The organism is Natrinema sp. H-ect4 (assembly GCF_041894845.1).
In the GTDB taxonomy this organism is placed as follows: Archaea; Halobacteriota; Halobacteria; order Halobacteriales; family Natrialbaceae; genus Natrinema.
Genome location: NZ_JBHDYC010000010.1, coordinates 1 through 24,765, shown reverse-complemented (window position 1 = coordinate 24,765; position 24,765 = coordinate 1). Strand labels below are relative to the sequence as shown.

The 24,765-nt window shown below is 52.7% G+C and carries 21 protein-coding genes and 3 pseudogenes; 16 read left to right on the top strand and 8 right to left on the bottom strand.

The window, feature by feature from the left end; genetic code table 11:
• Positions 1-49 precede the first annotated feature (49 nt).
• From ACEWFR_RS14050 to ACEWFR_RS14025, 6 genes are all read left to right on the top strand, one after another.
• On the top strand, positions 50-1,210 hold the full coding sequence (locus ACEWFR_RS14050) for a tubulin/FtsZ family protein (protein WP_374061641.1): 1,161 nt from the start codon (positions 50-52) through the stop codon (positions 1,208-1,210).
• 143 nt (positions 1,211-1,353) lie between these two features.
• A complete protein-coding gene (locus ACEWFR_RS14045; protein ID WP_374061640.1) occupies positions 1,354-2,358 on the top strand; it encodes a hypothetical protein in 1,005 nt (334 codons plus the stop codon).
• Entirely contained in the window at positions 2,355-2,735 is a 381-nt protein-coding gene (locus ACEWFR_RS14040; RefSeq protein WP_374061639.1) for an archaellin/type IV pilin N-terminal domain-containing protein, read from the top strand. The genes ACEWFR_RS14045 and ACEWFR_RS14040 overlap by 4 nt, the downstream gene beginning before the upstream one ends.
• 395 nt (positions 2,736-3,130) lie before the next feature.
• Complete coding sequence (locus ACEWFR_RS14035) at positions 3,131-3,724, top strand: response regulator transcription factor (protein ID WP_374061638.1); 594 nt, start codon at positions 3,131-3,133, stop codon at positions 3,722-3,724.
• A complete protein-coding gene (locus ACEWFR_RS14030; protein WP_374061637.1) occupies positions 3,714-4,535 on the top strand; it encodes a HalOD1 output domain-containing protein in 822 nt (273 codons plus the stop codon). Before ACEWFR_RS14035 ends, ACEWFR_RS14030 begins: the two co-directional genes overlap by 11 nt.
• Positions 4,536-5,046: 511 nt before the next feature.
• On the top strand, positions 5,047-6,099 hold the full coding sequence (locus ACEWFR_RS14025) for an ATP-binding protein (protein ID WP_374061636.1): 1,053 nt from the start codon (positions 5,047-5,049) through the stop codon (positions 6,097-6,099).
• A 376-nt stretch (positions 6,100-6,475) separates the two neighbouring features.
• On the opposite strand, the gene ACEWFR_RS14020 is transcribed toward ACEWFR_RS14025, so the two are convergent.
• A complete protein-coding gene (locus tag ACEWFR_RS14020; protein WP_374061635.1) occupies positions 6,476-7,153 on the bottom strand; it encodes a helix-turn-helix transcriptional regulator in 678 nt (225 codons plus the stop codon).
• A 446-nt stretch (positions 7,154-7,599) separates the two neighbouring features.
• On the opposite strand from ACEWFR_RS14020, the gene ACEWFR_RS14015 reads away from it, so the two are divergent.
• The gene (locus ACEWFR_RS14015) at positions 7,600-8,640 is read left to right on the top strand and encodes an ATP-binding protein (protein ID WP_374061634.1); all 1,041 of its coding nucleotides are present in this window, start codon (positions 7,600-7,602) and stop codon (positions 8,638-8,640) included.
• A 113-nt stretch (positions 8,641-8,753) separates the two neighbouring features.
• On the opposite strand, the gene ACEWFR_RS14010 is transcribed toward ACEWFR_RS14015, so the two are convergent.
• Both ACEWFR_RS14010 and ACEWFR_RS14005 read right to left on the bottom strand, forming a co-directional pair.
• Positions 8,754-9,017 (bottom strand): hypothetical protein, encoded by a 264-nt coding sequence (locus ACEWFR_RS14010; RefSeq protein WP_374061633.1) that lies wholly within the window; start codon positions 9,015-9,017, stop codon positions 8,754-8,756.
• Positions 9,018-9,540: 523 nt separating this feature from the next.
• The gene (locus tag ACEWFR_RS14005; protein WP_374061632.1) at positions 9,541-10,707 is read right to left on the bottom strand and encodes an ISH3 family transposase; all 1,167 of its coding nucleotides are present in this window, start codon (positions 10,705-10,707) and stop codon (positions 9,541-9,543) included.
• Positions 10,708-11,826: 1,119 nt separating this feature from the next.
• Between ACEWFR_RS14005 and ACEWFR_RS14000 the strand changes: the two genes are divergently transcribed.
• Positions 11,827-12,093 carry a hypothetical protein gene (locus tag ACEWFR_RS14000; protein ID WP_374061631.1) on the top strand — a complete coding sequence of 89 codons (267 nt, stop codon included), beginning with the start codon at positions 11,827-11,829 and terminating at the stop codon, positions 12,091-12,093.
• A 681-nt stretch (positions 12,094-12,774) separates the two neighbouring features.
• On the top strand, positions 12,775-13,119 hold the full coding sequence (locus tag ACEWFR_RS13995; RefSeq protein ID WP_374061630.1) for a hypothetical protein: 345 nt from the start codon (positions 12,775-12,777) through the stop codon (positions 13,117-13,119).
• A 1-nt stretch (position 13,120) separates the two neighbouring features.
• Here the strand turns inward: ACEWFR_RS13995 and ACEWFR_RS13990 are convergent, their stop codons facing one another.
• Positions 13,121-13,549 carry a TRAM domain-containing protein gene (locus tag ACEWFR_RS13990; RefSeq protein WP_374061629.1) on the bottom strand — a complete coding sequence of 143 codons (429 nt, stop codon included), beginning with the start codon at positions 13,547-13,549 and terminating at the stop codon, positions 13,121-13,123.
• A gap of 706 nt (positions 13,550-14,255) precedes the next feature.
• Entirely contained in the window at positions 14,256-14,495 is a 240-nt protein-coding gene (locus tag ACEWFR_RS13985; RefSeq protein ID WP_374061628.1) for a HalOD1 output domain-containing protein, read from the bottom strand.
• Between the two features lie 527 nt (positions 14,496-15,022).
• Between ACEWFR_RS13985 and ACEWFR_RS13980 the strand changes: the two are divergent.
• The 4 genes and pseudogenes from ACEWFR_RS13980 to ACEWFR_RS13965 form a co-directional block, all read left to right on the top strand.
• Positions 15,023-15,328 (top strand): annotated as a pseudogene (locus tag ACEWFR_RS13980) (IS5/IS1182 family transposase); the annotation flags it as partial.
• 228 nt (positions 15,329-15,556) lie between these two features.
• The gene (locus ACEWFR_RS13975; protein ID WP_374061627.1) at positions 15,557-16,555 is read left to right on the top strand and encodes an IS110 family transposase; all 999 of its coding nucleotides are present in this window, start codon (positions 15,557-15,559) and stop codon (positions 16,553-16,555) included.
• 198 nt (positions 16,556-16,753) lie between these two features.
• A pseudogene (locus ACEWFR_RS13970) lies at positions 16,754-17,272 on the top strand (IS5 family transposase); the annotation flags it as partial.
• Between the two features lie 761 nt (positions 17,273-18,033).
• Positions 18,034-18,336 (top strand): hypothetical protein, encoded by a 303-nt coding sequence (locus tag ACEWFR_RS13965; protein ID WP_374061626.1) that lies wholly within the window; start codon positions 18,034-18,036, stop codon positions 18,334-18,336.
• Positions 18,337-19,507: 1,171 nt separating this feature from the next.
• Here the strand turns inward: ACEWFR_RS13965 and ACEWFR_RS13960 are convergent.
• Together ACEWFR_RS13960 and ACEWFR_RS13955 are read right to left on the bottom strand one after the other, a co-directional pair.
• A pseudogene (locus tag ACEWFR_RS13960) lies at positions 19,508-20,821 on the bottom strand (RNA-guided endonuclease InsQ/TnpB family protein).
• Positions 20,822-21,925: 1,104 nt separating this feature from the next.
• Positions 21,926-23,203, bottom strand: coding sequence for an RNA-guided endonuclease InsQ/TnpB family protein (locus ACEWFR_RS13955; RefSeq protein ID WP_374061625.1), 1,278 nt, complete (start codon positions 23,201-23,203; stop codon positions 21,926-21,928).
• 205 nt (positions 23,204-23,408) lie between these two features.
• Between ACEWFR_RS13955 and ACEWFR_RS13950 the strand changes: the two genes are divergently transcribed.
• From ACEWFR_RS13950 to ACEWFR_RS13940, 3 genes are read left to right on the top strand one after another with little or no spacing between them, the layout of a single operon-like run.
• Entirely contained in the window at positions 23,409-23,681 is a 273-nt protein-coding gene (locus tag ACEWFR_RS13950; RefSeq protein WP_374061624.1) for a ribbon-helix-helix domain-containing protein, read from the top strand.
• 10 nt (positions 23,682-23,691) lie between these two features.
• Positions 23,692-23,988, top strand: coding sequence for a type II toxin-antitoxin system RelE/ParE family toxin (locus tag ACEWFR_RS13945; RefSeq protein ID WP_374061623.1), 297 nt, complete (start codon positions 23,692-23,694; stop codon positions 23,986-23,988).
• A gap of 12 nt (positions 23,989-24,000) precedes the next feature.
• On the top strand, positions 24,001-24,441 hold the full coding sequence (locus tag ACEWFR_RS13940; RefSeq protein WP_374061622.1) for a hypothetical protein: 441 nt from the start codon (positions 24,001-24,003) through the stop codon (positions 24,439-24,441).
• A 112-nt stretch (positions 24,442-24,553) separates the two neighbouring features.
• On the opposite strand, the gene ACEWFR_RS13935 is transcribed toward ACEWFR_RS13940, so the two are convergent.
• Positions 24,554-24,765: hypothetical protein (locus ACEWFR_RS13935; RefSeq protein ID WP_374061621.1), on the bottom strand; the 212-nt coding region annotated here is incomplete at its 5' end.

The window sequence follows — 24,765 nt, the reverse complement described above, 5'->3', positions numbered from 1 at the left end:
AGTGACCAGCTATGGTCTGGTAAGCGGGATGGACCATGAGAGAGAAACCATGAAACTTGCACTTATCGGCTTCGGTCAAGCAGGCGGAAAGGTCGTCGACGAGTTCTTGGCGTACGACGAAGGAATCAACGGCGGCTTCATCGAATCAGCAATCGCGGTCAACTCAGCGACGACTGATCTGAAAGGACTTGAAAACATTCCACAGGAGGACCGTGTTCTCATCGGCCAGGCACGCGTGAAAGGACACGGTGTGGGTGCCGACAACGAACTCGGCGCGACAGTGACCGAGGAGGATATCGACGAGATCCAGGGAGCGGTTGACCGGATCCCGATCCATGAAATCGATGCCTTCCTCATCGTCGCCGGAATGGGTGGTGGAACCGGCTCCGGTGGAGCGCCGGTACTCGCAACCCACCTCAAACGGATCTATAGCCAGCCTGTTTTCGGCCTAGGCATTCTCCCGGCGATGGACGAAGGCGGAATTTACACGCTCAACGCTGCCCGGTCGTTCCAGACGTTCGTCCGTGAAGTGGACAACCTGCTCGTCTTCGACAACGATGTCTGGCGCAGTGCCGGCGAATCGGTTGCCGACGGTTACAGCCAGATCAACCGTGAGATCGTCGAGCGGTTCGGTCTCTTGTTCGCCGCGGGCGAGGTCGGACAGGGGGACCAGATCGCCGAGAGCGTCGTGGACTCTTCGGAGATTATCAACACGCTTCAGGATGGTGTGTCGACCATCGGTTACGCAAGTGAAACGGTGAATACCTCGAGCGATGGAATCCTCGCATCGTTTAGGGACGATACCGGTTTCGATAAAGGAACTGCAACAAACCGGATAACAAGTCTTGTGCGTAAGGCGACGCTTGGCCAGCTGACACTTCCGTGTGATGTTGGAAGCGCGGACCGCGGACTCGTCGTTGCAACCGGGCCGCCAGAGAAACTAAGTCGAAAAGGTGTCGAACGCGGCCGCCAGTGGCTCGAGGACGAAACCGGTAGCATGGAGATCCGCGGCGGCGATTATCCGATGCCCCACCGTGACGAGGTCGGTGCAATTGTGCTCCTGTCCGGTATCACTGACGTTCCCCGTATCGACAATCTTCAGCAGGTCGCGATCGAAGCACAGGATCGAACCGAAACCCTGCAAGCCAATGCCGACGACGAACTTGCCTCTCTCGTCGATACCGGTGGGGAGCTTGATGCCCTGTTCTGACGAAGCACTCTGAGGGCCTCTGGAGGTTTTCTCCGCAAAACTGTATCAGTTAGGTCTGTTGATCTTCCTAGATACATTCCACTATTGGAACCATTCTCAGTGTAATTAGTAGTTATAAAAACAATTAACTGACTTATTATTTCATGTGTGGACACGTTTTTGCCAAGCTATCTACTGAGACGTTTATACTGATTATCGCGTTCGCATTCATGGCTTCAAACGCGGCCGCGGAACTAACCGTCTACGAAGACGATTCAGTGACCATCACCGGATCCAACTCTACAGTGACCTGGGGACAGGACTACTCATTCGACGTTTCAAACCTTTACTTCGCCAACTCAGTCCTGGGAATCGGCGATGACAGGAATATTAGTGTGGTCTCGGACACCGTTACGGGAACCAGCTCCATACTGGAAGAGTACGATCTTTCCACGCCTTTAGTAGGCGATACCGTTCTAAAAATCGAAACGGAGGCAGTAACAGGATCCACCGTCGGCTACCAGTTCACCGGCATTCCAAGTATAACGGACGGACAGTACCGGTTATACATGGATGGTGAACCGAAGGATGTCTATAGCTCAGGCGGTCTGATCACATGGAGCCAGAGTTCGTGGAACTCCGACCACCGTTTCACACTATTCTATGTGTCGGAGGAACCGGTTGTTCAGGATCTCAGTCCGGAAGGCAGGAACGTAGAGCCCGGAAGTACTGAACTAGCCGTTGACGTTGAAGACGATTCAGGCCTCGTCGATATCGGTTTCTACAGGGAAGATAACTCGGTGATCGAGAGCCTGAACTCTGTAGAGCCAGGCGACCACTCCATTATGTGGGAGACAGGAAGTGAACGAGAGTTCAACTGGTACGTTAACGTTTCTGACGGATTGAACACGGTCACAAGCAGAAAAGCAGCGTTCACGACTATCGACCTGGAGCTGGGATGGAACGATACCTCGGAGAGTGAGAACGGTTTCAGGATTTACAGCAATACTACGGGCGGGTACAGCAGGATCGGGACGGTAGGGGAGAACGTTGAAAGCTTCACGGATACAGCCAGCGATCTCGAGTTCGGGAAACATATCTGTTACCGTGTAACATCCTACAACCGGTTTGGAGAGTCACAGCCGTTGGAGGGGTGTGTGACGCCGTGAAAGGGATTTCGCCGATCATCGCAACGGTCCTGTTGACCGCGTTCACAGTAAGTGTAGCAGTAGTCACAGCCCCGTTTTTCACCGATACACTCGAGTCAAGCCTGGACGGAGTCGAAGACCAGCAAGATGTTCTACTGGAATCGATATCAGCACGGCTCGATATACGTGACGCAGTATACAACACTCAGGACGACTTCCTGAACCTGTCCATCCAGAACACTGGCGAGACCGAACTCGCCAACTTCTCCGTCACGGTGTTCGCTGACAGTCCGGTCCAGGAACAGTTCACGGAACCACTTGACACGAACGAGATTACAACCTTTACTATGGCCACACCTGGAACCAGTAACGTAGACAGAGTGGAGGTCGCCTCCTAACAGTTCTCGGCCATGGATGAGTTCGACCTCGAAGACTCAGCCGTAGGCACACCGCCATCAACACCTGAAGGAATCACAATCAACTGAAACATATTCTCTGTCAGACATAGCAGTAAACTTCCTTCACCTCTGGCTTGTCTAGCGGCTCAGGCTTGAGGAAACGGTCTTAGCGCCGTGAATCCGGTGAAAACGTCACATGACCACCGGATTTCAATAGCTTTTCTTACAGAAACATTCAATAATATTCACCGCTGTTATCCATCAACCTGGAGAAGGACCGGGACGACTACCCACGAACAAATTCCGGGTAAAGTAATCAATTTGTCATATTCAGAAGAACTTATATGACTCTCGCACAATCAACTTGTAAGCCAGATTGCGTACGGTAACTACCAATGACAGGAACCAGTGCACAAATCAAGGAAGAACGGGTGTTAATCATCGACGATGAGGAGAGGCTCACTGACGTCTTCTCGCAGTGGCTGTCGGACCAGTATCAGGTCGAAACAGTCTGTGATGGACGTGAGGGTCTTTCCAAACTGGACGATGAAATCGATGTGGTACTTCTTGACCGGCGTATGCCGAATCTGAACGGTGATGAAGTGTTGGAGCATATACGGGAGAAGGGGTACCGGGTCAAGGTCGCGGTAGTGTCCGCGGTCGACCCCGACTTCGATGTGATCGGTATGGGTTTCGATGAGTACTTGGTGAAACCTGTGAAGAAGGATGATATCCGAGAGGTTGTTGACAGGCTTGTGAGTAGGACGGATTATGAGGAGGACACGGAGGAGTTAAGCCAGTTGCTGGCAACCAAAGCCGTGCTGGAACAGGAGAAACAGGAGTCCGAACTCGAGACAAACATGGAGTACCGGGAACTGCAACAAAATATATATGATCTGCAGAAGGATGTTGATGAAACGCTTGACGGGTTCACCCACGAGGACTACCTCGCCGCGTTCCGAGATATAGACGTGAAAAATGGTTCATGAAAGTCCGTACCTGTTTACAGTCAATGAATCGGAGCAGCCAAGCCAAAAACTGATACGTGTCGTAGGCTCCCTGGTAAACGCCTCCCGCGGCGAACTGGACCCGGTTCAAAACATTATCGACCCGGAGCTTTTGGACAACATCCGGCACAGCCGAAGCGATGTCTCGTTCTCATTCAGGTACGAAGGATACGACGTGACCGCACACAGCGACGGACGGATAGTGCTCAGGGACCCCGCCTCGATCTATGCACAGCTCGACAACCTTTCCAACACGCTTCACATGTCCTCCGGAGATGAAGACAAGATCTGCGCTGACCTATTACAGCAGTACCCTTTCGACCATGAGAACGTTTTAACTGTGGTGTACGGCCAACATCCGGACCACTCAATAGAGCCTATTCTCCAGCACGGGACGAAGCCACCGGCCAATAACAAAGTGATATCAGTGACTTCTGAAGGCAGTGAGCCGGACAGCCAGCTCTTCAATGTGAAAACAGACCTAGTCGATATGAATATGGAGGACGGCTTCTCCCGCCTAGGGAAGGAAATCCTTCAAACAATCGGGGACTGGACATCAAACCCGTATAAAACGGTTCTCTGCTTCCGCTCCATCGAAGCAGTTATAGACCGGACAGATATTGAGACCGGATTCAAGTTCTTCCATCTGTTGACTGAAAAAATCAGCTCATCCAACGTCACGGCACACTACCACATCAACTCCAAAACCTGTGACGACATGACCATAAACGCGTTAACACCCCTGTTCGACGCAGTAGTCTATGAAGACGGCAACTTCACCATCTCCAAGTAAGAATAGGATCTCCGAAACGTTGGTTGTTGACTATTACTCGTACGCTGATGAAAAGGGGGGTTAGTGAACCCCCTCGTATGCTACTACACAGCCGATCGAGGCGCTGATTTAGTTGGATGCCAGTGCTCCGATCTGCCTCCAGCCAGTGTCATCCGGAAGCAGATCAAGCGGAGCTGCGTTACTCATTCGCATAGTAGTTAGCCCGACTTTTGCATGGTGGTTTGAGAGTATGGAGATACAGGATATTTTCTGGAAGTAGTCCTACCGGAGTTCGAGAAGCAACCCTTGTCTGCAGAGCGCTCTATTCGCACACGTAGTTGGTTCAGTACAGGTGGACGATGTAGTGCAATAGGGTTGAATATGTGTTTATACTGCTAAAAAGTGTGGAAAATCTAGGTGCTGAGAACATCGCTTTGGTAGAATCACACCTGTTCTTCTTTATTCTCTCTATAGGCGTATATATCGGTCATAGTAACGAACAGGTTGGGAGAATACTAACCGGTGGAATGCAATGGAAGGCCAGCATGCTAATGAATTGCCGCGGGAGTACGATGCTCTCACTGTCGGTATTGCGTTGTATGACCCTAAGACGGGGATAATTCTTGACACGAATAACCGCCTAGAATCGATCATGGGGTACCCGGTGGACCGCCTCCGCGAGATACCGATTGAGAGATACACTGCCAACTCTTATTCGTTTTCAGAAGCAGACTTTATTAACCGACTTCGTGCGAGCGCTTCCGGAAACCCGCAACAGTTCAAGTGGCGTATTAAACGGGGTGATGGTGAACTTATTTGGACTCGGATTCGGCTATCACAGTTTCCCGGCGGTAGCCAAGAGAGAGTCTTTGCAGAGATACATGATATAACCGATTACTACGACATGAGTCATCGGGCTGAGTTGTTTTGGCGACTACTCCGCCATAACCTACGGAATGAGGCGACGCTCATTCAGGGCAGTGCTACACAGATTAGAGATGACACCGAGAGCAGCTTTGTGGGTGCGGCCGCTGAGACGATCCAATCTGGAGCGGCAGAACTTGGAAACATAGCCGAGTCGGTGAAGGAAATCGAACAGTCAGTAGACTCAACCGACACACAGCGAGTTTACCGAAACGTAGCTGACACTGTTGAAGAAGTGACGACTACTATTGGAACCGACTATCCGTCGGCAGAGATCACTATCGAAGAGAAGGAAGAGATGTGGACATACGTCAATAACGGGTTTCGGACTGCTCTTACTCACGCGCTTGAGAACGCGATAATTCACAACGAAAAGACAGATCCATTCGTCAAGGTTGAGATTGGTCCGTCACCGAACACCGGTCGGGTTGATATCCAAATCAGCGATAGGAACCCAGAGATACCTGATGTCGAAACCAATCCCCTATTTGACCTCGAGGAAACTACCAGTACATCTCACGGGTCCGGCGTCGGCTTGTTCGTCATGAAATGGTGTGTCGAATCACTCGGCGGTGAAATAGAATTCGAGAGACGGACTCCGAAAGGCAACACTATCCACTTTTATCTGCCCCCGAAGGAATCAGTTGAAAGCGCCCCATAGCCTATCACTAACGGATTTCACCACCGGATGGTTAATTTGCTGGATATACACGCGATATGTTCATGACGGTTCTTACAATATTACTGGTATCTGATGGAAGTTACAGCGGTAAGTCCGTATCTGTAGTGGGAAGTAGTCTCACGAGAGCTAATGTATGAAGAAGAGGGTTTAAACGGGGTCATATAGACCAGTATCTCTTCTACCCATATTCCGGATGCGGCTACCCCAAACCAGTCAGAAAGCAACCCTGGAGGGAATCCCTGACACAGTGAACTACCATCCTACTCACTTGAAGCTATCACTGCTCGTTCCTTGAGGATGGAGCTTCCTGTTTCAACGATGAGTTTAGCAGAGACATCGGTACTCCCTGTAGATGTCACTCTTGGATGTTTTCGGAGATCTGTTGGAGGAGTTTGTTTGTACTCAGTGAGGCGGTGAGCTGTATTCGTTCGAGACAGGTCATTTTGTCGAAGGCGTTTTTATACCGGTTGACTGTGCCCCGTGAGACCTCGAGCTCTTCAGCAGTCTCTGCCTGGCTCATCCGTGTGACCGCATCGATGTACTGGGCTGTAGTCTCTTTCGTAAGCCCATATTTTTCGAGTATGTCCTCAACATTCATCGCTGGGCTAACTGGAGGATCTGCTCTTTTCCTGGGGGAAGTGGTGGAGCATGTAGTAGTGTCCAGTGATTTTGCTTTGTTTCCTTGCTTCTTGGCTGCGTCGACAAATCCTTGGGATTTGAGGGTGCGGCTCCACTGCTTGACGAACTTTTGGCCTGACTGTAACCCGTTTTTGTCGTGTCGGTGGATCCCTTGGCTCTGTGTATACCGGATAGGAATCCACTCACCGTCCTTGACTTTGAAGATGATTTCAGGGCAGGCCTTTACTTCGCCCATCCGTCTATAGTAGTGGCCGACGATTACATGGTTTCCGTCGACCTTTTTTATGTTTAGCTCTGGGAAGTCTCCGTTTTCGACAGTGATTTCCTGGTTGACCTCGAGGTCATCAACTGAGTCAACCTCGAGCTGCTTTAAGATCTCTCTGATCAATTTCACTGTTGGATCTTACTTCTGTTTATCCGATTTTTGTTGAGGTACCAGAGCATAGTTTCAGTGATGTTTTTCCGGCTGTATTGTACTCAGACAGGTGGGGTGTTCGTATATCCCAGTAGATCACATGACTATTACCTAACTATACTTATCGAAGATATAGTCGGAGGTATTTAAAATTACCTGTCACCGCATCAATGAAGCCGGAGCTCAAGGCCGTGATCAGCGGATCCATGCCGGAAAACAACAACGCCGTCGCCGCAGCCATAAGCAAGTATCCCGTGTTCGTTTCGACCCGCACTTCACACACCGAAAGTCACTATGCAGATTCTGTTGGTATGGTAATTGTTTTACCGTAGTGTTACAGACATGGACACCATGATTGGAAATAACCTCTATACTGGGGGAAGTTTTAGTGCGGTTGTTGCAGTTGATCTCGAGGGTCGGTGATTATGGTGGAGGTGCCTGAGGACGTTGACGGGTTCAGCCACCTAATTGAGCATATCCAGGACGCGGTTGTCGGTTTTGAACTGGTGGGATCCGAGCCAGAAGTTCGGTGGGTGAACGAAGCTTTTGTCGATCTATTTGGTTACAGCCGTGACCAGATCGTCAATGCCCGGCTCAACAAGTATATCGTCCCAGAGTGGTTAAGACGTGAGGCTGCCGCACTCGATAAGCGGACGGATGACGGCGAGGTCAACTATCAGCGAGTGCAGAGACAAACCTTTGATGGCCTCCAAGAGTTCTTGTACCGTGGAATTCCGTACGACAGTGATAGAGTTGACGGGTTCGCGGTGTATACGCCACTGACCAAGGTATCACGGCAAGAACGCCAGGTACAGGTGCTTAACCGTGTTCTTCGACATAATCTTCGAAACCAGGTAACGGTCATTGAGGGAAACGTCGATCGGCTTATCGAACGGCTGGACCGGTCAGACGACAGAACAGATGAGATCGCGACCGATGCGCGTGAATCAATCAGCAACCTACGGAACCTTTCCGAGGAGGTCGGACAGATACACCAGATCTTGGGGAGGCCGCCTACCGGAGATAACAGGGTTGATCTCATGGCGGTTCTTGACGACACCGTTGAGGAGTTCCGGAAAAAGTATCCTTCGTCCGTTATCAAGACAGATATACCCCCTACACTGTTTGTACGGGCCAGTTCCAACATCCGGACTGCAGTTGAGGAGTTAGTTGAAAACGCTGTGGAGCACAACCCGGCAGACCAGTCCCATATCTGGATTTATACACAGCCGGTGGTCGAAGACGAGTGGATCGACCTCGTTATTGATGACGATGGACCTACAATCCCCGAATCGGAACGCAAAGTGATCGCTGACGGTGCCGAGATCACATCCCACCAGCACGGAAGCGGTCTCGGGCTCTGGCTTGCCAAATGGACAGTTGAAAAATCCGGGGGACAACTGTTGATCGGCGAGAGCTCCCTCGGCGGAAACAAGTTACGGATACGGCTCCAAACCTTTGAGTGACATCCTCCTCTCCCTACTTGCTTCCTGCTTCCGGCGCGGACACTGAAAGCCCCCGCACTCGTTGAGGAAGGGGCATCTGCCTTGACCGCCTTAGGGGAGATAACGGTCGGTTCCTAGGCGGTTACCATCCACGTTGTACTCGATGAATAGCCCCACTTCTCGATCTCAAGTTTGGTATCGGCCTGCTGTATAGCTGGAATGTTTGTTCCTACCTCTGTCGGAGTTAACCCAAACTCATCTGCAATATACCGTGATTTGAAATATGCTTGGTCAGTGGTATGACTCCGGAGGTAGGTAAGGATCCGATATTGTTTTTCTGTCAAATTTTTCCCTGTCTCGCTCCCCGTCCAGTTCGTTTGTATCCCCGTCACAATCATGCTATCCTGAGTATAGAGGTTTGTTATTAATTGGCTACTCGTAGACTATCTAATGGATGCCACTCCGTACCAATGCGTTAATATCGAATGGGTAGTCATTCCACGTACCGGTTCAGGCTGTGACCCTGCTTCCTCAAGATATGGATCTCATCGTTTGTAGACCGTCTCTGCTGTCGATTTGCTTAGGGTCATCTCACAACGACTTTTCCTTTCACGGAATCGAATTATTTCGGGAGTAGTGGTGAACTCTCTTCTCTTCCTATCAGAAATCCAATATTGACTGTCGCAACGGAGACCAAAGGGTGGCCGACCAGAGCTGTCACCACATCATCCATCGCGGCTTAGGCTCAGTACCTCACAAAGCGTTACCAGCTAATTCGATCTGAGTCTCCAGTTTCGTCCTGACGAGTCATCACGAGTGGGTGAACTACGCTGATCGAAGAGGGAACTGTCGCTGTCGGCGGCGATCAGCCGCCGACGCGACGGCGTTGCCACTCACGAACAGGGCTTCCTCGGTCGGTGGTTACCGGTGGAACCGATCGTCCGGTAGCCGATTTGCGGGGACGGCCCGACGCACCGCGAGGGCCGTCCACGCTGCCCGTCGGATCATGTTGATGAACTCCTTGAACGGCCAGGACCAGAGGCGACGCCCGCCACGGCGGGGCGTCGCCACATACTCCCAGTGTAGATACCGCCAAACGTTCTGCAACAGCAGGCTCACCACGACGTACAACAGCCGTACGACCGGATCTTGCGTCGATGTTGTCGCGATACTCTGTTCGGACAACCGGTAGCTGGCCTCGATACCGAAGCGTTTCGCGTAGTGGTATCGAGCGTTTCGTGGCGTGTCGATGAACGGCGCGTCAGCGGCGTAGCCGTGACGCGCCACGCCGTGTTCGTCGTAGCGTCCGTTCTGGTAGGTACAGTCGATGTAAACGGGAAACTCGACGGTCCAGCTGTGACTGTCGAGTTTCGCCGTCAGATCGTGTTGGATGACGCGACTCCAGCCTTTGGAGAGTTCCTGCTTGATCGTCCTTCCCCAGCGGACGATCGGCATCACGTAGGCGTGGTTGTGCGCCTGAAGCAACGTGAGACACTTGCTGTCGTAGAATTCTCGATCAAGATAGACGGCCTCGACCTCTGCGTCGAGGCCGTCGAGTACACCGAGAAACTCCGCAAGGACGCTACTGGCAGTGTCGCCGTCTTCGAGACGGCGCACTGCCAGCGTGAATCGCTTGTTGGTCACACGCGCGTAGAGTGTGGCGTACGCGTGGAATGCGGTGGTTCCACGTTTCGCTTCCGAATGATAGAGACCGTCTGTCTCGTCCTCGTCACCGTAGTAGGGCCGCAGGTGGAGGTCTGCACAGACCTCCACCTGCTCGGGAAGTACGTCGAGAACGTCCTTCTGAAGCAGCTTATTGCCAATTCGTTCGACCGACTCCAAGTCGAACTTCTCGCGGAGGTGGTACAGAACCGTGTTGTGGTGGGGTGAATCTTCGCTCTTCTCGCAGAGTGTCGAAACCGAGGTCCCGTCGGCGCATGCGCCGACGAGGACCTCGTGAACGTCTTCAGACGTTGTTTCGGCGTTGGGAGCGAGATCAAGCTCAACTTCCTCGTCAACACGATTGACGAGGAAGTTAAGAACCTGGTCTTCGTGGATTGAATCGTCTGCTTGCGGGGTATTAGGCACACCATTGGCAAGCAGACATCCTTCCTAGTCACTTACTATTTAGTGGAGACTCTCGGGTTCATCCCGACTGCATCAAGTCGCTTTGTGAAGTACTGAGGCTTCGTTATTAAGAGGCTCTCTAGCCTATTGTATGCTAACCGAGACGGTCTACTGCCCTATCCCAATGAGACAGTATCGGGATTCGCCTCTTCGCCATGGAAGGCACCCCTTCTATTTCCACGTCACTGTACTGCGCGGGTGTTCTTCGTGAACGCGGTTGCCGTCTTGGTAATAGTTCCGGAAGTGCAAAGCAAAAATCCCTCCTTCAGGGCGGGGAGGATGTCAATGCATTCGTCGTGTTCGTAATCGCTACGTCTTACCAGTTGTGGGTGAACTGGTGGCCCGTCGTTTGGGCCCTGCGAGCCTAACGAAAGGTCGGAGGCTCCACTGTTAACTATGCTGATAGAATAGGGCGAAGTCGAAGTGGGGTATCTGGTGGGGACTCTCCGTTACCGACAACGCCGTTCCAGGCTATGGGTGCCGCCGATCACAGTCATGCAAGCCCCTTACGGCCGTGGCGGCCTGTTTACCAGTCTTCCCAGGTCATAAAGGAGGTTGGGACTGTACAAGATCCATAATCCGCTAACGAGGAACGGGGCTCCAATAAGGAAGATAATCGGGTCATGTTTGAGAAGTGACCCGACGACAATACTGAGACCGAAGCCCAGATGTAACAATCCAAGTGGATACCGCTTGTTCATTAATCGTCATATGTGATTTCGTGATGAAATATATTGCTCTCTGTTTCAAAATACGGAAATATGTCTGGCCTCTGGGTGCAGCACTCGTCGCACCGCCGATGCTCTTCCTGCTGGGAAAAAACGGAGAGGGGGACCCTCTTGATAGATGTATAACTACTCCCTGGCCGCGCCACTCACAGTGGGCTTTATATTATCTACATAGAATTTCCTTCTATAATTATGCAGAATTAAAAGTGTAATTATGGGTAGTGGGAAGAGGCAACAGTCCTGGAAAGGAGGACAAGTATTCTGTCTCCGTAATCCTTCAACTATTACCTAATTCCATCTACAGTGAATAATCATAATACTTTGAAATATGGCTGCAAGAGGTGAACTATACATGGCAAAGAAAGGATTTGCGTTTGATTTAGAAGATGAGGTCTATGGCTACGGCATGCTCAACGTCCATAAAAACTGTTTGATCGATCTACCGGAAACAAGTGGAGAAAAACTACGTACGGACATTCAAATCACAGAAGATGCGGAGGAGAATATTCTCAAGAAAATCGCGGATCATTACGATTTGGATGATGTAAGCCATCTAAAAGTGGTCGAAGTCCGGCTGTCAAACAGTTTGGATGAGAAAGCGGTAGAGGAACTACCGTGAAACCATTTCGGAAATGAGAAAGAGTTAATCAGGGCGTCAATCGGAATGTGAGTAGTTGTTTCGAAATTCTCCTCCATCGGATGGTGAACGAATTTGAAATAAGCCATCAGAAGTAGAGTGCCTAATCGGGAACAGTATATCTAGTAGATATATTAATACTGGTAGAGCTATAAGAATCTATTAGCGGGGGAAAGGATTTGATCGTGAAACTCAAATCACGGTCACTTCCGAGATATCCCCTCGCGGTCCCGACCCCGAGATCACCTGCCCGTGAAGCCAACTGCCACATTGGCTCACGCACCCGATCTCGAACCCACCTTCATTGAACGTCAGCTCCCAGGGAATGGGAGGCTCCAACGCCGACCACCCCAGTCGGCGTTTCCGTCACAACAAATAGAATAATGCAATTTGAGACAGACTGAGCCGTATCTGCTTTGTCCTTTTCAATACGTCTGTCTGGAAGTGCTTCGTAGGATCGACTGCAGTATCTCAGTTTATTACCGTCTGTAAGGTTAATTAAGCAATCACCGGTTCAAAACCGATAAGGGCCGTCAGCATCCTTCACTGTCATGTTTTTCTCGATAAAGAACAGCTCTGATAATCACTTCTGTTGATTGCCTTCTGCATCTAGTTGTATGATTCGATAATATTATATCAGAGCACGGCATGAGGAGGAGTTGCATGATTGGAACTATCACTCACGAAACCAGAAGCCAGTGCCTCACCAATGACGTCCTGTTCGATATTCTTTCACACGAACGGCGGCGGTTCGCCCTATATTGCCTCGAGAGATATCAGACACCGATGGCGCTTGCCGATCTGGCTGATGAAGTAGCACGGTTGGAGTATGATGCCGCTACACTTCCTCAGATCCCAGGGGAAGATGTGAAGGAGATCTATCTTGATCTCTACCATTCACATATTCCGAAGATGGAGGATGCCAGTCTCATTAAGTACTCTCAAGAAGAAGACATGGTGAGTCTCAGATATGAGTTCTCGGATCTAAACTTGGGAGAATTCATGTGAACTATTCAGAGTGGTCATGTTGTTCAACGACTTCTCCAAAGGCCACGTTTGGCCTGATGCTCTTGATCTTGATCGTTACCCGTTCATTCACTTCAGTGTCTGGGACGATAATCACATATCCTCGTTCGACGCGAGCAATACCGTCTCCCTGTTCACCGATATCTTCGATATCGACAGCACGTTGCTCACCTACCTCAACAGGGGGTTTAGGTCCTGGATCTGCCCGATCTTGTTTCTGAGTCTGGTCCTGTTGCTCCGGCTGCTCCTCTGCTGATGCGGTATCAGTCTGTAGTACCGCTGCACTATACATATTGTCTGTCTGTACTTGGCCTTTGGTGACTTCTTGGTCTGGAACTTCGATGATGTAGCTGCCGTCTTCTTCTTTTAGTTGTGCGGTGAACAGGCAGAGCAGGTTATCTGGTACTTCCATGGAGAAAAATTCTCTTATCTATAATAGGGTTCCATGATCAACTTGGTTCTATCGGTGGCAGCACCCATTTATAGAATATATGACGGTCTGAAATGTTACTATCAAGCTTTACAGCTATCTGTGGACAACCCAATCCGAATTTCTTCGCGCTTCAGGGGCCATTTATTGAATTGGTTCTGCTGCTGACTGCTGTCGGCTTATGGGAACTCAGATGGCCTGCGTGGGCGCTTACTGTGGTGACATCCGAAGCTATAATCTCACGAGATATGCTCCAAATCACAGCACTAACACTTGATTCACTACCGTTCATGTCTGACCTTATTGTGATCTATATGTTCTTCAAAGAGGATTGATACATTCAAAGAGCCTGGGTCTAACCTGCACACTACATCACATAAAGTCTGTTAACAGGTGCGTGTGTCCCATTTTGAACTCTATAATTACTGTGGAAGTCAGCCAAGATCAGGGTGAATAGAACAGACTTCCGTGATCTGTATAGAGATATCAACCACCAGTAAAGCAGAAATCAGTTCCGCCACAGTCAGGGCACGATTCCCTTCCAATCGGTTTGGGATCAGGACCACTTTCACACAGAAGAACGAAGCCACATTCTTGACACTCAATAAATTCAGACATAGGAAGTCACATAGGTTGGCTTCTGATAAATCTCTTCATAGGACTACGGGAGCATATACTTGACCACTATCTAAATAATATTGACTTGTATCTCAGGGTTCTTTTCTACTACTACCTTCTGCCCTTCATGGGTGAATTCAACCTTGATACATAGTTCAGGACGTTCGAAAAGGTCTTCAAGGGCATCTGCATCAACTGATTCATGTAGCGGTTTGATTTCACACTCAGTAGTGCCGTTATCCTCTGCAATCTCCTCAACTATTTCGTATATAATGGATCTCTCTACTTCCTGTTTTGTTGATTCAATCATAGTTTCCTTGGCTGAAATAGCGGCTCAGGGACAAAAAAGCTTTTTGTAGGTCCTGAAAGCGACGTTTCCAACGGTTATTGTGCGATTGCACATGGTACATGCCGGATACGCTGCTGGCTTTCGTCAATATAGATTCTACTCGAATAATGTCGGGAGGGCCAAAGCCACGGATCACCACTGATGATGTCCTGCAATTCTTTGTAGAAACTGATGATCGCTGTGAACCGTTTGATGCCCCTGAAATCGCGGAATATTTCTCATGCCATCGGAATACGGCGAGAAATAAATTGGAGGACTTGGTATTTATGGGCGATCTAGACTCAAAGAAAATAGCATCGGGGAAGGTGTACTGGATGCCATGCACCCGTAATTGTGATTAGTTATTCCCCATACCACCAACCATATCGTTACTGAAAGTACCCTGATTATGTAGCGGTATGTGTCCTGTCGGTTGTGTTGAATCATTAGACGGCGTCGGGGAAGGTCAGTAAATCGAAGGAGTTGAAGCGGAGAGACTTCGGTTGTACATGACGAAAATCTCCCGCTTCACCGAGCGTTGCGTCTCGATTGCACAAAGAGTTGCGGGTGAACGAGGCGAATCCGCCGCCCCGAGCGGTGGCGGCGGATTCGCCGACTAAGCCCTCGTTTCGCTGCATTGTCTCCGGATTTGCCTCGATACGTCCTATCGAATGACGATCGATCTGCTAAAGGAAATGCCGCAAATAACATGGGAGATCGGCCTTAACGTGGCCGATCTCCCCGCGCCTTCTACGCTGTGTAAGGCGTTTGATCGAATTGAGATGAGCGTCTGTCAAGTGCTGCTGCGCCAGTCGCAGCTGACTCGATGGAAACGCTGCTACTCCATGAGAGCGTGAAACAAAGCATGGGGCGCAAGAGACCGACGGTCGTGTCGTGCCACAGAGCACGTGCAGCTGACTGGTCCATGTGCGAAGGAAGCCGAGTCATGGGCGTTACAGCCCGACTGCCGCCGAGAGCGGCAGTCGGGAAGCCCGAATAGGTGCATCTCTGCTTCACGCACTGGCGTCCCGGGTGAACAGATCATGTATCTCGGAATCGACGTCCACAAACGGTACGCACAGGTGGCAGTAATGAACGATGCTGGTGAGATTGTCGAAGAGGTTCGCGTCAAGAACGCGAACCTCGACGATCTCGCTCAGCGGTATGCTGGTGCTCAAGCCGCGCTCGAAGCGACTAGCAATTACTACCACATCCACGATACGCTATCAGAGCATTTGGACGTGACTGTTGCTCATCCGCAGAAATTGAAGCAGATTGCTAACTCTGACAAGAAAACCGATCGCGTTGATGCGAAAGAACTAGCGCGGATGGTCCGGTTGAACTCAGTGCTGGAAAGCTATGTTCCAACCGACGAGATCAGGGAAGCCCGCGCACTTGTGCGCGGGCGACAAACGTTGATCGAAAACCGCACCAAGTACGCCAACAAGATCCACGGACTCCTCTCCGATCATGGCATCACGAAGGATGTGAAGCCACTCAACGTGGAGGGGCGAGAGTTCCTGCGGGAACTCTCGCTCCCAGCACCGTGGGACACGTTGTTGGAGTCATATCTCGAAATAATCGAGGTGCTTAGCGAAGAAATTCGAGAGCTTGATGCGGAGATTGAAGAGTACGCTGGGTCTCTGAAGGAGACCCAGCTCCTGATGACCATTCCGGGTGTAAGCTACTATACAGCACTTACAATCTATGCGGAGTTAGGCGAGATTGATCGATTCGATGGTGACAAAGAGGTCGTCAGTTATGTCGGATTGAATCCCGTGATCCGCGAGTCAGGCGACTCGCGGCTCGAAGGAAGTATCTCCAAACGTGGATCAAGTCGGGTTCGGTGGCTGCTCGTCCAAGCAGCTCATACTGCAGTGCATGCCTCCAACGACGAGTATCTAACCCGCTTCTACGAGCGGCTAGCAAGTCGGAAGAACTCACAGAAAGCAATCGTGGCAACAGCTCGGAAGATGTTGGTGTCGATCTATCATATGCTTGACCGAGGTGAAGTATATGATCCACCTGGCGTGAGTGCGTAGCCGAGAGATCTGAGGGCCGCCGAGCGGGCGGCCCTCAGTGGTCGGCCGAGGCCCTCCATGAGCGACTGCTCTCGTCAGCCAGCGACCGCACCGCTACAAGATACCGACCGCCTGCCGGCTATGGAAGCAGCAGACACTGGGACGGCATAATTATTTTATCGACAACGGTGGTTTGTTCGGGTAGCAGCGTTTCCATAGGTGCACGACCCGTCTGAACACGCTGCAATCGACGCTACGTTCTATGAACGAGATCGTGCAAGCAGCCACTACTGCCACCGAACGAATTATCGCGTTCAGACACTCAAAGTTACAAAACTCGTCGATACAGCAACGAAAGCTGTGCTCGGTCTTCACTGCTCAACGACGTTAGAAGGCAGCGACACAGACCTCTGTGAGCAGATCGCCCGCCGAAACGCGGGCGATCTGCGGTCTCTAGCCGCTGATAAGGGCTACGACAAGCAACAACTCCGCGAACGACTCCGTGAACTCGACATTCGCCCGCTAATCAAACACCGGATCTTCGCTCCGTACGATCACGCACACAACGTCCGCATTGACGAAGATCGGTACGCTCAACGGTCAATGACCGAAACCGTCAACTCCGCCGTCAAGCGCTCACTCGGCTACGCCGTGCGAGCGCGTAGCTGGTATCGAGGGTTCCGTGAAATCGCTCTGATGTGTGTCGTCTACAACATCAAGCGTGCCATCAAGCAGTGAAATCCACCGCCCTACAGCGATTCAACAGAGCTGAGTCCCCAGTAGACGAGCCCGCCGGCAACACTGGCCACTCCCAGGAGGACGGCGCCGACCAGCATGCCAGGCGCTCCGAGCAGTCGGCCCACTGAGTCGAGCAACCTGAGTGCAAACAGGATAGCCCCGAACGCGAATCCCCCAACGAGTCCGGCTATCATAATCGCGAGTACGTCTGTCCCCCCCCCCCACCGTCGAGGGATTCCCCGCCTCGAGAGATGTCCGTTCATTGTCCCTTGGTGCAGGTATTTCCTTACGTTCGTATACCGGTTTGTATCGATATATGATATCTATTCGGGGGCCTTAGCCACCGAGAGTCGAGCGTGATTTTATCAGTGGTGAAGGGACGACTCCCGGAAGCACCGCGAATCGTGTTGAGTCGGGCTCCCGATCCGACTCGCATTTCGAAACGGTAGCCAAGTCGAGTTGCGATTCGCTCTCCGAGTCGGAACGTGAAACTATACTGAACGTGTCATACAATAGTTCTCAACAGGTATAGTTCACAATCATTCTTGACTAAAACCAATAGCTGACGAAACCACCGGCTTATGCGCGAATTGAGAGCTGTATAATCGTCAGGTAGAGGGCGTGAGATGAATTCTATGACACGCTGATACTGGCTATTAATCCGACTCACTTCGAAGGAGAAATCGTGTTAGAGACTCCGCTCCGTCGCTGCCTCGGTATCATCATCCTGACCGTCGGCCTCTTCGTCCTGGCGGCACCGGGTGGTCGGTCGATGCGGCGTTGCAGACGACTCGAGCGGGGCAGACGAAATCGTGGTGCTTGCGGACGCAAACTTCGATTTCGGGGCTGACTATCGTGAGTCGACGCTGGCAGCCGCCGACGAGGCGGCTGCCTCCGAGAAGATAACGACCGCCGGTGTCACGGACAGTTCCGGTCTCGCGGCGGCACTCATCGCACCCGCCGACCGGCGCGCTAACCTCCGGGTCGGGGGTCTCCTGTACGTCCACGCGATTTCGATCGCCGGGGCTGCAGTCGTTGCGGGCCGGACACTCGTCGGTTGGTGAATCGATATTCGAGGGCTGGCACTCGAGCCGAAGAATCGCCTCCCGGTCGATCGCAGTTATGAGACGGACCGTCACGTGGCACTGGTGACTGATGGTGGGTCACAACGCGGCGAGTGATCGGCATGGAAGATATGCTGACCTATGTGCTGATCGCGTTTACGCTCGCGACGCTGTTCTCGATTCGATATCGATGGATCACCCCGCGATTGGCGAGCGTAGCAATGGCCGGCGCGATGATTCCCGATCACAATCGATTGAAAGGGTCGTTTCACCGGAGACGGCCGAATCGGTGCTCGGGCTGTCCGTCTCGTGGCGGCCGATGCACTCGATCAGCGGTGTCACAATCGCGACTTGCATCGGGGCACTCCTCGTCCGCCCCAGTATTGACGAGCGATTGCGATACTGCTCACAGTCGGTGTCCTGTCTCACTTCGTGCTCGACCTCCCGTTAATGCCGCTGGCAGGCTTGTATCGGTATTTCTGGCCACTCACCAGCTCGGACATCGTCGTCCCCAGATTCTACAGTAGCCGAGACCGAGGGACGGCATTCGTTGCGATTCTGCTCACACTCAGTGCCCGATCGATCGCACAGTGCCGACGGCATCGATCGCTCGAGACGGAGTCCACGATACAGGCCGATGGATGAGCGATCGAGACCCGGCGGATACGTCTCGAACGTGTCTCATCTATTCTTGACGCAGACGGGGGTCTCAAAAGAAAATGGAGACTGGATAGCTCCCTCTCCGTATCGGTCAGCGAGAGCGCGCGTCCCAGAGCTGAACCTAAGGCGTCTCGCACGCTGGACAGACGATGGCGACATTATCCTTGTACGTGTCACGCTCGAACGTCCCCGCGGCACACTGCGGTGTAGTCCGTCGTGGGGCGGCCTCCTCGAAGTAAGCATCTCCACATCCAAATTCCACGCTGATATAGAGCCTCTTAGGTGGATCTCTGATCCTACACCGACTGTTTCGCTCTGAGATGCCTTAGTATTGCCAAATTTTTGTTGTCCTATGACTCCACGAGTAGCTTCTATCGTCGAAATTAAAGGCTATCACCACGGCAAGATGAGGGTGTTGTTGGATCTGTGTTTTTCGTGGTGGATAAGTTGTGACATCCTCCTCGCCGTGAACGGCGAGGCTTCCCGTCCCGCAGGTGGGATATTTGCCGGTCTACGACACCGTCTGTTCTCTCGTTGTGAACGTCCCGCTCTCGCGGTCGAACAGGTATGTCGATGGCTGTGTCGTTCGAAAGGCGCATAGCGCCTTTCGTGATGACGAGAGACCGAAGGTCTCTCGAACCACCACACAGCCGTTGCTCCTATCTTCTCCGTGAGGACTCGGAGTTATCTTCTGGCGCATATTTTCCGCCCCGTTACAATCCGCGTTCCCGACCAACTCGCACGACGAGCAGACGTACAAGCCACGTTCGACCCGATTTGACTTCGTGGTGTCACCACAGTTTGAGCACGTCTTCGAGGTGTTCCACTCGTTCTTCTTCAGCACCTCGACCCCACGCATCTCGCCTTTGTACGCGAGGTACTGCGTGATGCGGTCGAACGCCCACGAGTGCAACTTCTTGTTGCCAGGCTTCCCCCAATCCGACTCTCGGACGTCTTCGGGCCAACTCACCGCGAGCGTCTCAACACCCCGCTCGACACATTCCGTGATGATGGTGTCCGTAAGAACGTGGTAGAAGTGCGTCTCACGGTTTGCGAGTTTCCGGCGTGCCTACATCGACTGCTTCGACGGGCCGTTCTCGCCCTCCGTGTCGTACTCTGCTCGGGTGAAGTAGTGTTTGTCCTGCTTGAGCGAGTTTCCGGGGTAGAGGACGTATTCGTCGGGGAATGCGACCGTGGCGACGTTTGTAATGCCAAGATCAATCCCGGCCACTTCGTCGCCCGCCGACTCGTTGGTTTCGAGTTCGAGCTTGCAGACGAAATGAAGTTCCCACTCCTCGCCGTTCCAGACGGCGCGAACGTTCTGCACCGTGTTGAATTCCGAAAGATCAACATCGGGACGAGTCTGGTACTCGCAGAGCAGGAAGTCCGAGAAGTGTTCTTTGAGGTTCGAGCCTTTACTGAGGCGGACGCGGTCGTTCTCGGGGTCGTGTTCGAAGCCGTCTGTTTTGAACGTGACCGTACTATGGGGCCGAGTGTCGCCCTGTTTGCGGTAGCCGGGCGGATTCGCCATGTCGTCGTCGTTGTGTCGCAGGTCGAACCACGACTGGAAAGCGTCAGAAAGTTCTTCGATGACTTTCTGACTGGATTGTGCGTTCAGGTCTTTCCAGCACGACTGGTTCTTCATATACACTTTGACCGTTCCTTCATCGGGGATTTCGCCAGTCTGGTTCCAGATGCGGTCGGCTGTCCAGCGTGCGACGTTCCAGATCTTCGAGGCGGAATCACCGAGCGAATCGAGGCCATCACAGACCTGTTGGTGGTTCTGGATGGAACCAACGTAGGTGCGAGTGACCTCAATCGCCATACACAGCCTATATCAGAATAAGTACTTAATGGTGAGGATTACTGCAGCGGTGAATATCCGGCCCTGTCATCGACAGTGGACTCTGGGGGAAGTGTCGGATTCACTCCCGGCGTAAACGCCGGGATTCTCTCCTCGTGGAAAGATAGCGGATGTTGACCGCATCGTCAGTCATCGTCGTCCTCTAGGAACTCGGCGATTGCCCGGCAGCGCTCGGCGATTTTCTCGTCGGTCAACGGCCGCTCGAACTCGACTCGCATCTCAACCATGTCGCCGCTGGCTGCCATCAGGGTCATCTCGGTTCACCGGAAACGTGCTCTTCGTGCTCGCCGGCGACGTCGTCTCGGTCGACGTTGGGTGACACCGGACGCACCCCCGTCGCGTATGCAACGTGCTTGATGTGCTTCTGCCACGATCGCGGAACTTGTGGTCAGAACACTCGTATGCCTCCAGTTGCGCTCGACAAGATACTCGCTCTCAGACTCGGTGCCAACGAGGCACTGTCCCGGGCAGTCACGAATGCGACCCTGGTCCTCGAGGACGGTCAGGTACTGGGTGAGCGCTCATCGGTCGAGACCGTCGACGCCCTCCTGGAGGGACTTGGCGGCCGCTATCAGTTACTCAGCTCGTTCCAGACGCCGGCGCGTTCGGCTGCCACGGAGTGCCCTGTAGCCAGCCTCGAACCTTGTGCTTGGCCGCGGAGGTTTCGTCGTCGCTCCAGGCGTCGTCCCAGTCGCCGACGGCCTCGAGCAGATCCGCGAGCGCGGCAGCGATGACCTCGTCGACGTCGTCGATGTGGTCGTTGATCCCTCGGCTACACCGAAGATGTTCAGTCGGCGGTCCTCGAGATCCTCATTAGCCGAGAGTTCGTAGAGAAAAAGAGGGGGGATTAATTCGACAGTGAAACGGCAATCTTTCTTTGCAGGAACGGTTTCAATCTTGAACCCGTGCAGCGTGTCATAGAATTTATTTCACGCCCTCTACCTGACGATTACACAGCTCTCAATTCGCGCATAAGCCAGTGGTTTCGTCAGCTATTGATTTTATTCAATTGGAGAGATTATGAATTGTATCTGTTGAGAACTATTGTATGACACGCCCAGTGAACTACCCCTGCCTACTCGCCGCCTTCGGCGGCTCCTTGAGGCAGGGGCTTCCTGCTTCGACGACGCGACTTGCAGACACACTAGTGGTGTCCACAGCGGTCGCAGTCTCCACAGGCGTTGCTTTGGAGTGAACCACTCCTAGTTTCTTCAGACCACGCGACAGAACGTTTAACGCTGCGTTCCAATCTCTATCCAGTTCAAACCCACACGACGGGCACGAGTGTTCCCGAACCCATAATGGTTTCTTGGTTTCCACCCCGCATGACGCACACTCTTTCGTCGTTCCACGTGCTTCAACTTCCACATAGTGCGTGCCGTGTTTGTCACAGTGATGTTCGAGAATCGCACGGAAGTCACTCCATCCAACCTCATGCTTGTTCCGCGCGTTCTCACTGCTTTCCAACATCGACTTCACGTTGAGGTTCTCAACAAACACAGCGTCGTACTCGATCGCGTAGAAATGAGCGAGCTTGTGCTTGTAATCACGCTTCTTGTTCGACATTCGAGCGTGAACTTCAGCAACACGACGGCGTTGGGATTCCCAGTTGTTTGACTCGTATTGCTTGCGGGAGAGCGAGCGTTGCTCGCGTTCGAGGTGCTCTCGCTCGTCGGATAAGTCAAGGCGTCCGATGGAACGCCCGTCTGAGTCGTGGATGAAGTTGAGAATCCCAAGGTCGAGCCCCACGGTATCCTCTGTCTCGATGTCTTTTGGAGTGGGTTTTGCTGGCTTGTCAGTACTGATGCAGAACGAGGCGTACCATGCACCCGTGGGCTCTTTCTTCACCGTGACTTCCTTGATAGCGTCGTGGTCTGGTAGGTCACGGTGTAATCGGATTGGGATTCCTAGGGTTTCACCGCGTACTTTTTTGAGTCGGAGTATCGCGCGGTCTCTTGGGCCACTCTTCTTGTCGAGTTCGAAGCCCGATTGCCGGTACGTGAAACTCCGGTACTCACGCGGTCCTTTCCAGTTCAACGAGCCAACGTCATAACCCTTGGACTTCAGCTTGCCGAGGTTGTTGATGTTGGTGCGGATGCGTTCGACAGCTTTCTGCAGTACGGTCGAGTATACCTGTTTGAGGTCAGTCCACTGCTGTTTGAGTGCGGGGAGGGCGTCTCGGACTTGCCAGACTCGCTGTCGAAGTGTACCGTTGTCTTCTGGTATTTTGTTGAATTCGTTGAGTGCGTGGTTGTAGACTTGTCGCACGGTGTTTCGATTCCAGTCGAGACTCTCCCGTTGCTCTGTTGTTGGAAAGAGTCGGAATTGCGGACTGTATTCCATGCGACTTGCTTCTGTCTACGAGTTATAGTTTGTTAAGCGTTTTAATTAGAATGGCTGTGAGGCGTGCGGGTGCTGTATCCCCGCCCTACTCGCTCGGCGTTGCCTCGCTCCTTGAGGACGGGGGCTTAGCACCCTCTACTTCAGCTAAAATAGTATTCAGCCAAATGGCGACAGTTCTTTGAGTACCACCCGCGTACCACGACGTATGAGCACGGGCGCGGACGACAACGGCGACGGGGACATGGTGAAGTTGAACGTGAAGGTCCCGAAGCGGCTTCTGGAGGAGATCGACGAACTGGCAGAGGAACTGGAATACACCAACCGGTCGGAGTTCATTCGGGAGGTGCTGCGCGACACCACGGAGCCGATTCTGACGCCCGGCGCGCAGGAGGGTGTCTCGGAGGGCTACGCGGACGTTGCAGCGGGGCGGACGATGTCCACGGACGAGGCCCGCGAACGCCTCGGTATCGACAACTGAGGGCTAAACGGTGGCTCACGAGGTCGTCCTGACGGAGACGTTGGTCGAAACGCTGGAGCAGTTCGAGACGAAGGATGCGGAGCGGATCATCAACAAGTTGGAGGACATCGACGACTTCCCGGACCATTTCCTTGACCGGTTGAAGAACCATCCCGGCTACAAGCTTCGCGTCGGCGACTTTCGCGTGCTGATCGATTGGGACAAGGACAACGAGGTGATTTACGCCATTGACGCCTTCGAGCGGAAGAAGGAGTACCGTGAACTCGGCAAGTATCGGGAGGTATGGGGGTCGTGGCGGGATGAGTAGTGGTGACAAACTGTGGCAAAGGAGAAAGACGATGACGCCGACCGCGATTCCGAGTCGAAGGGTGAGATCCACGAGCGGTGGGAGAAGAAGAGGGAGATTTTAAGCCGGTACAGACAAGCCAAGAGAGAGAGCTATCCGACGACCCGCGGGATGATCCTTGGGCCGTACACGAGTCTCCTGACCCGGAATCTGGCCAAGAACATCACGCCGCCGCTGTGGGAAGCCATCAAATCAGAGGCCTACCGTGTCCACCGTTGGTCGGTGGAACGAGATCGGTACGACAACCTGGAGTCTCCCGAGCATCGACTCGCAAAGACCCTCGGGAAGGTCCAGCTTCGGCACTACTACTGGTCGAAAGGGAAAACGAGGACCTCACGGAAAATCTGGACGGAGAGGACGCAACACGGCTGTATCTGTTCTTCGACCTCTCGACACTCAACCAGTCGGGCGTAGCCCGCGCCATCAAGAACCCCGACATCCGGGAGGCGCTGGGTATCGAGAACTCGGTGAGTCAATCGACACTGAACCGGATGCCGGGAAGGATGAACGACGAGACGCGACACTACTACGCCAGTGAGACCGAGACCCTGGTTCGACAGTTGTAGGACACGAAGCTCGAACACTGGTTCCGCAACCCGACGCCGGACACGATAGTCACTGACGGCGAAGGGTTCCCACCGGTCCAGGTGATCGCTCGGGAGCTCCGCTCGAAGACGTTCAAGTACCTCCGGCTGAAGCGCGACAGCAGTGAACTGGCCCCGAGGTCAAGCCTCGGGG